The organism is Brevundimonas sp., from assembly GCF_032017145.1.
Classification (GTDB): domain Bacteria; phylum Pseudomonadota; class Alphaproteobacteria; order Caulobacterales; family Caulobacteraceae; genus Brevundimonas.
This window is the reverse complement of record NZ_DALZQC010000135.1, coordinates 1-7,473: the sequence shown is the minus strand read 5'-3', so window position 1 is coordinate 7,473 and position 7,473 is coordinate 1. Positions and strand designations below refer to the sequence as shown.

Annotated in this window: 8 protein-coding genes; 6 read left to right on the top strand and 2 right to left on the bottom strand. The window is 69.2% G+C overall.

Features of this window, described 5'->3' with window-relative positions; all coding sequences use genetic code 11:
* The 3 genes from RTU05_RS16140 to RTU05_RS16130 all read left to right on the top strand — a co-directional run.
* The coding region (locus tag RTU05_RS16140; protein ID WP_312599352.1) for an AlkA N-terminal domain-containing protein at positions 1–855 on the top strand (855 nt) is incomplete at its 5' end.
* Positions 839–1,372, top strand: a complete 534-nt coding sequence (locus RTU05_RS16135; protein WP_312599351.1) for a methylated-DNA--[protein]-cysteine S-methyltransferase — start codon at positions 839–841, stop codon at positions 1,370–1,372. The genes RTU05_RS16140 and RTU05_RS16135, both read left to right, overlap by 17 nt.
* A gap of 103 nt (positions 1,373–1,475) precedes the next feature.
* Positions 1,476–1,874 carry a host attachment protein gene (locus RTU05_RS16130; RefSeq protein ID WP_312599350.1) on the top strand — a complete coding sequence of 133 codons (399 nt, stop codon included), beginning with the start codon at positions 1,476–1,478 and terminating at the stop codon, positions 1,872–1,874.
* A 59-nt stretch (positions 1,875–1,933) separates the two neighbouring features.
* Here RTU05_RS16130 and RTU05_RS16125 read toward each other — a convergent pair whose 3' ends face one another.
* Positions 1,934–3,361: a metallophosphoesterase family protein gene (locus RTU05_RS16125; RefSeq protein WP_312599349.1), complete on the bottom strand. Its 1,428-nt coding sequence runs from the start codon at positions 3,359–3,361 to the stop codon at positions 1,934–1,936.
* A 122-nt stretch (positions 3,362–3,483) separates the two neighbouring features.
* Entirely contained in the window at positions 3,484–4,998 is a 1,515-nt protein-coding gene (ilvA, locus tag RTU05_RS16120; protein ID WP_312599348.1) for a threonine ammonia-lyase, biosynthetic, read from the bottom strand.
* A 211-nt stretch (positions 4,999–5,209) separates the two neighbouring features.
* Here ilvA and nadA point away from each other — a divergent pair, with 211 nt between their 5' ends.
* The 3 genes from nadA to RTU05_RS16105 all read left to right on the top strand — a co-directional run.
* Positions 5,210–6,289 (top strand): quinolinate synthase NadA, encoded by a 1,080-nt coding sequence (gene nadA, locus RTU05_RS16115; RefSeq protein WP_312599347.1) that lies wholly within the window; start codon positions 5,210–5,212, stop codon positions 6,287–6,289.
* A 54-nt stretch (positions 6,290–6,343) separates the two neighbouring features.
* Entirely contained in the window at positions 6,344–7,213 is an 870-nt protein-coding gene (locus RTU05_RS16110; protein WP_312599346.1) for a site-2 protease family protein, read from the top strand.
* A partial coding sequence (locus RTU05_RS16105) for an FAD-dependent oxidoreductase (protein ID WP_312599345.1) occupies positions 7,210–7,473 on the top strand: 264 nt, incomplete at its 3' end. The genes RTU05_RS16110 and RTU05_RS16105, both read left to right, overlap by 4 nt.

Genomic DNA, 7,473 nt, shown 5'->3' with positions numbered 1-7,473 from the left:
ACCGCGAATACGGTCAGCCGCGCGTTGGCCCTGATCGAGGCGGGGGCGCTGGACGCCGGCGACACGGAGGCCCTGGCCGCGCGGTTGGGGCTAGGCGAGCGGCAACTGCGCCGGCTGTTCCGCCAGCACCTGGGCGCCGCCCCGGTCAGCGTGGCCCAGACCCGGCGCGTGCTTCTGGCCAAACAACTGATCCACGAGACCGACCTGTCGATGGCCGATGTGGCTCTGGCGGGAGGTTTCGGCAGCGTGCGGCGTTTCAACGAGACCTTTCAGGCCCTGTATGGCCGGGCGCCGTCGGACCTGCGGCGACGCAAGACTGGCGGCGAGGCCGGGGGCGACGCGGGCGGGGCGATCCGGCTCGGTCTGGCCTATCGCCCGCCCTATGACTGGCTGGCCATGATGGGCGCCCTGGCGGCGCGCGGCGCGGCGGACGAAACGGTGGCTGAGGGCGTTTGGACGCGACGGCTGCGCGCGGCGGTCGATGGCGCGGACGGATCGGTGACGGTGCGTCCCGCCGCCCAGGGCAGGGCGGAGGTCCAGGCGCGCATCGGCGCGCTGAAGGCCCTGCCGGGCGTTCTGGCCCGCGTGCGGCGGGTGTTTGATTTCGCCGCCGACCCAGAGGCGATCGCGCGTGATCTATCGGTCGATCCTATCCTGCGCCTCGCGCTCCAGGCCCGGCCGGGGTTGAGGCCCGCGGGCGACTGGATCGATGTGGGCCAGGACGCGCCCAGCGACCGATTGGTGACGCGCGACGGCGATCTGCTGGCTCGCGCGGAGCCGTGGCGGCCGTGGCGGGCCTACGGCGCCCTTTACTGGACCCTGAACGAGGAGCTTCGACATGACCGGACAGGCTGAGCCGCCCCTGATGCTGACCCTTGATCGGCTGGCGTCGCCGGTCGGAGAGGTGCTGGTCGTGACCGATGCCGATGGCGCGGTGCGGGCGCTGGATTTTCACGACTACGAGCCACGGCTGCGGCGTTTGCTGAACCGGCACTATGGCGCGGTGGTGCTGAACGAAGGCCGGGCGCCTCAGCCGGTGCGCGAGGCCGTCGACGCCTGGTTCGGCGGCGACCTGACCGCCTTCGACGGGCTGAAGGTCCGCACCGGCGGCACCGTGTTTCAGCGCGCGGTCTGGCGGGCGCTGCGCGACATCCCCGCCGGCGAGACCCGCACCTATGGCCAGCTGGCGGCCGCCATCGGCGCGCCAAAGGCCGTTCGCGCGGTGGGCCTGGCGAACGGCGCAAATCCGGTCGGCGTCATCGTACCCTGCCACCGCGTGATCGGCGCGAACGGCGCCCTGACCGGCTATGCGGGCGGTCTGGAACGCAAACGCTGGCTGCTGGCCCATGAAGCGGGCGGTCGGTTGCCCTGACATCCCTGCAGTTTGTCGCGCGACATCATGGGATCACCGCATCGCGCAACGGCGCGGGCCCCGGTTCGTTACCTACAGCCCGAAAGAGACTGGAGAACCGACGATGAAACTTTCCAATGGCGCGCTAGTGGCGGTGGTGGACGGCGAGAAGCTGGCCCTGTTCAAGAACACGAACGGTTCCGATATCACCCTGGTCCCGCTGGAGAACCCGCCCATCGCCGACCGCGTGTCAGGTTCCGCCGGACGCAGGTCCAACGAGGCCAATCCCGACAACGACACCCAGGCCGAGGACGGCTTCGCCATGGGCGTGGCCGAGGTGCTGAACAAATGGTCGGTCACCAACAAGATCGACGAACTGCTGGTGATCGCCGCGCCCAAGACCCTGGGCGAACTGCGCAAGCATTGGCACAAGGATCTGCAGGGCAAGCTGGTCGGCGAGCTCGCCAAGGACCTGACCGGCCATTCCAGCGACCAGATCACGGCCGCCATCGAAAAGGCCTGATCCTTCCGGTCTGACGCTCAGGCGGAGAGGGGGCGCCGCAAGCGCCCCCCTTTTCGTCGTCAATCCTTGATCTCGGCCGTGCATGGCCGGTCGTCGGGACCGGCTGCGCCGTCGCAGCGTCGGGCGGCGGGCAGCGTCGCGTCAGTTTCGACCAGACGATTTCGGCCATCCGCCCCGCGCTTCAGGGAAAAGGCGTCATAGAGACCGCCGTCTGCGGTGAAGGCCCGGAAGGAGATATGGTCGTCGGCGACGTCGATGACCTGATAGAGTTCGGTGTTCTCGGCGGCGCGAACCGGCTGCACGTCGGCCCGGTCGTTCAGCCCGTACATCTTGGAGCCGACCACCGACACCAGATAGACCGGCCCCGTCGGCTGGCCCTCATCGGACGCCGCGCGGGAGGCGGCGGCCCCGGCCTCGTTGGAGACGCGGGCGTAGCAGTGATCGTGACCTTGCAGGACCAGATCCACCTTGTGGCGTTCGAAGATCGGCTTCCAGGCGGCCTTCAGGGCGGCGGTGTCGTTGGGCCGCGCGCAGGTGAAGATCGGCTGGTGCATCAGGACGATGGTCCAGCGCGCCTTGCTTTCGGACAGCACGCGCTCCAGCCAGGCGGTCTGGCTGTCCAGCGTGCCCAGGTCGAGGGCCGAGGTGCCGTCCAGCACCACGAACCGCGCCCCCTGATAGTCGAAGACGTAGGAGGTCGCCTCGGCGCCCGGCGCGCCGTTGGCCGGCAGGGCGTGGTGCGGCGTCCAGCCCGGTCCCAGTTCGCGGGTCTCGGAACCGTCGGCGGCCACGGCGTCGCGGTATTCGTGATTTCCGGCGGCGACCGCCTGGGGGATCATGGCGAAGGCGTAGCCGCCCGCCTCGGTCCATTCGCCGTATTCGTCGTCGTTCACCTTGGTCTCGCGCTGGGCCACCTGATCGCCCGCATGGACCGCCAGGGCGACGGGGCCGGACGACAGGAAGGCTTGGCGAATGACGCGCGATCCGATCTCCAGAATGTCGTTCTGCGTGTCGCCGAAATAGAGGAAGCGGAACGGCGCAGGCTCGGCCCTGGCGGTGGTGAAGGGCAGCCATTCGGACCAGCCGTCGGCAGCCTTCACCCGATAGACATAGCGGGCGCCGGGCGTCAGGTCGGTGAAGCGGACGTGATGGTGACGGGCCGGACCGTTCTCGGCTGTGACGGCGAGGGTTTCCCCCGCCACCGTTCGGGCCGCATGGCCCAGCAGGGGACCGGCGATGTCCAGGGCGATCTGGGCTTCGGCAGCGGTCTGGCGCGTGTCGGTGCGCCAGGCCACGGCCATTTCGCGCGCGGCGTCGGCGCCGGGCGACAGCACGATCCGGTCGGCCCAGCCCTTGGCGGCGTAGCGTCCGTTCGGCGCCTGGGCCGGCGGGGGCAGGGGATCGGGGTCGGGCGGCGCGACCACCTGGGCCTGGGCCGCGCCCGCGCCGATGAGCGCGCAGAGCGCAAGGGTCGAAAACAGTCGCATGGCGGTCCCCCGGATCGATCCGGGGCCAGCTAAGGGCGTCGCATGTCGCGTGGGCGACGAAGATGCGACGGTTTCGTCATCATCGCTCCGTTCCCATGCGACGCATCGTCGCCGCCGGTCCTTCAGGCGCCGTCCAGGAACAGGCGGCAGGCGGGATTGTCGGTCTCCTCCACATAGGGATAGCCCAGGTCCGCCAGGGCGGCCGAGAACCGATCCTGGTCCTGCGGCGGCACGCTGATTCCCGCCAGCACCCGGCCCACGTCGTCGCCGTGGTTGCGATAGTGGAACAGGGTCAGGGCCCAGGCGGGTTGCAGGCTGTTCAGGAACCGCAGGAAGGCGCCGGGCCGTTCGGGGAACTGGAAGCGCAGGATGCGTTCATGCGGCAGGCCCACCGTGCGGCCGCCGACCATGTAACGGACGTGCAGCTTGGCCGTCTCGTTGTCGCTCATGTCCTCGACGGCGTAGCCCCCCGACCGCAGGGCGGCGATCAGGTCGTCGCGCTCGTGCGGGCCGTTCCTCAGCGCCACCCCGACGAAAATCTGCGCCTGGCCGTCGCCGGACCAGCGATAGTTGAACTCGGTCACCGACCGGCCGTCCAGACTGTTCAGGAAGCGGCGATAGTCGTCGCGGTCGTCCTTCATCGCCACGGCCAGCAGGGCTTCGGCGCCTTCGCCGATCTCGGCCCGTTCGGCGACGTGGCGCAGTCGGTCGAAGTTGACGTTGGCGCCCGAGTTGATGGCGATCAGCGAGCCTTCGCCGGGGTTGGCGGCGGCCCAGGCCTTCAGTCCGGCCAGGGCCACGGCGCCGGACGGCTCGGCGATTGCGCGGCTGTCGTCGAAGATGTCCTTGATCGCCGCGCAGATGGCGTCGGTGTCCACCAGCACGATTTCGTCCAGCAGGGTCTTGCACAGGTCGAAGGTCTGGTCGCCTGCCCGGCGCACGGCGACGCCGTCGGCGAACAGGCCGACCTCGTTCAGCGTCACGACCTGGCCCGCGTCCAGGGCGGACTTCATGGTGGGGGCGTCGACCGGCTCCACCCCGATGACGCGGGTTTCGGGCCGCAGGAATTTGACGATGGCGGCGACCCCTGCCGCCAGGCCCCCGCCGCCGATGGGCACGAAGACGGCCTGGATCGGATCGGCGTGCTGGCGGGCGATCTCCAGCCCGACCGTGCCCTGTCCGGCGATGACGTCGGGATCGTCGAACGGATGGATGAATACGGCGCCGGTCTGCTGCTCCAACTGCCGCGCATGGGCGTAGGCGGCGTCGAAACTGTCGCCATGCAGCACGACTTCGCCGCCCAGCGCCCGGACAGCGGCGACCTTGATGCCCGGCGTCGTGGTCGGCATGACGATGGTCGCGGGCGTGTCGCGACGCGCCGCCGCCAGAGCCACCCCCTGCGCGTGATTGCCGGCCGAGGCGCAGATGACGCCACGCGCCAGTTCGCCTTCGGACAGGCCGGCGATCTTGTTGTAGGCGCCGCGGATCTTGAACGAGAAGACAGGCTGCAGGTCCTCGCGCTTCAAGAGGACGGGTCGCTGCATCCGCGCCGACAGGCGACGCAAGGGATCGAGCGGCGTCTCCTCCGCCACGTCATAGACACGGGCGGTCAGGATGCGGCGAATGGTGTCCTGCATGGAAATATCGAAAACGCGCTGAAGCCGGAAATGAAACGGGCTTTCGTCTAGGCGATGGCGGCGGTTTTGGGAAAGGTTTTTGCGCTTCGGCCATGCCGCCAAACGCGGCCTCGGCTCATCGACCTCGGTTTCCTCTTGCGCGCGCCCTCTATCGGCCTACATTGGTTCTGCTTATGCTAACTTTGAGCATAAGGGTAGGGAGAAGGCGGTCATGGCGGACGGCATGTTCGGTCTGACGAAGGATCTGGAGCGGGAGACCGCCGGGGTGTGGGCCAAGGTCAAGGACCACGTCACCCCCCTGGAATGGCCCGAGCAGGCGCGGCTGATCAGCGAGATCAACCGGCTGAAGCGCGAGCGCGACGCCGTGATCCTGGCCCACAACTATATGACGCCGGAAATCTTCCATGGGGTAGGCGATTATGTCGGCGACAGCCTGGGCCTGGCCAAGGAGGCCGCGCGCTCTGACGCCAGGGTCATCGTCCAGGCCGGCGTCCACTTCATGGCCGAGACGTCCAAAATCCTGAGCCCGGAGAAGACCGTGCTGATCCCCGACCTGAAGGCCGGTTGCTCGCTGGCCTCCTCGATCACCGGGGCGGACGTGCGGCTGATCAAGCAGCGTTATCCGGGGCTGCCGGTCATCACCTATGTCAATACGACGGCCGAGGTGAAGGCCGAGACCGACATCTGCTGCACATCCGCCAACGCGGTTCAGGTGGTGGAATGGGCGGCGAAGGAATGGGGCGTCGATCGCGTCATCCTGATCCCCGACGAGTTCCTGGCCCGCAACGTGGCGGCCCAGACCACGGTGGGCATCATCGCCTGGAAGGGCCATTGCGAGGTGCACAAGCGCTTCACCGCCCAGGACATCGCCGACATGCGCGACGCCTGGCCCGACGCCGAGGTCCTGGCCCATCCCGAATGCCCGGAAGAGATTCTGGCGGCCTCGGACTTCGCCGGATCGACGGCGGCCATGACCGACTATGTCGAGCAGCGCCGGCCAAAGCGCGTGGTGCTGATCACCGAATGTTCGATGGCGTCCAACATCAAGGGCGACGTGCCCAGCGTCGAGTTCGTCGGCCCCTGCAACCTGTGTCCGCACATGAAGCGGATCACGCTGCAGAACATCCACGACTGCCTGGTGAACCTGCAGTTCGAGGTGACGGTGCCTGAGGAGATGATCGAGCGCGGGCGTCTGGCCGTCCAGCGGATGATCGACCTGCCGCCGCCCGCCGTTCCGGCCCGCTACGACATCGTCAAGGCGCGTCATCATGTGGATGTGGAGCTGATCTGAGGCGCGGCGTTCGGTCCCGGCGACGGAACCGACGCCCGCGCCCATCTGGACGCCATGAGCGACATCGACACCACACCCCGCACCCCCGGCCGCACGCCTGGCCCTTGGGACGTCCAACCGTCCCCGCAGCCCGAGACGCGGCACGCCTCCGCCGCTGCGGCGCCCGCCGCCGAACAGCCGGTCGAAAAGGACCAAAGCCTGGTCTGGGCCCTGGCCTCCACCGCCCTGATGGGCGGCTTCCTGTGGTGGATCACGGGCAGCGCCATCGTCGCCGGGGCCGTGCTGATCGGCCTGTTCGTCCATGAGGCGGGCCACGCCCTGGTCATGAACCGGCTCGGCATGGGGCCGGCGCGCATCTACATCATTCCGTTCCTAGGCGGTCTGGCCAAGGCCCGGCGCGAGCCCAAGAGCGAGTGGCACGGCGTTCTGGTGTCGCTGGCCGGACCGGCGTTCGGCCTTCTGGCCATGATCCCGTTCATGGGCGTGGGTCTGGTTCTCGGTCAGTCCGAATGGCTGGCCGGCGCCTTCTTCATCGCCCTGCTGAATCTGGTGAACCTGGCGCCCGCCCCGCCGCTGGATGGATCCAAGGCGCTGGGGCCGGTGCTGACGCGGGTGCATCCCCGGTTGGAGCAGGGGGTGCTGCTAGTGATCGGCGTCGCGGTGGTCTGGTGGGGGCTGTCCACGGGCCGGTTCATCCTGGCCGCCTTCCTGGCCCTGTCGGTCTTCTCGCACATGAAGCGCGGCGTCTGGCGCGCGGCCTGGGGCACGCTGAGCTGGCCCGAGGCGGGCAAGAGCCTGGCCTTCTATCTTCTGACCCTGGCGGTGTGCGCGGCGGCGGCGGTCGGCGCCCTGCTGCCCGTGACGGAGGGCGACCCGGCGGGCGCGGTGCGACTGGGGCTGAGTTATCTCGGGGTGGGACGGTGAACCGGACGCGACATGACGGGCCGTTGATCGTCGGCGCGGGCCTGGCCGGGCTTTCGGCGGCGCTGGAGGCGGTGCGGGCGGGCGCGAAGGTTCTGGTGGTCACGCCAGAGCCGCTGCTGAACGCCTGTTCCTCGGCCTGGGCGCAGGGCGGAATGGCCGCCGCCCTGACCGCCGTCGATTCGCCCGAACGCCACGCCCTGGACACCGAGGCGGCGGGTGCGGGTCTGGTCGAGGCCGACGCGGCGCGGGCCCTGACCGGC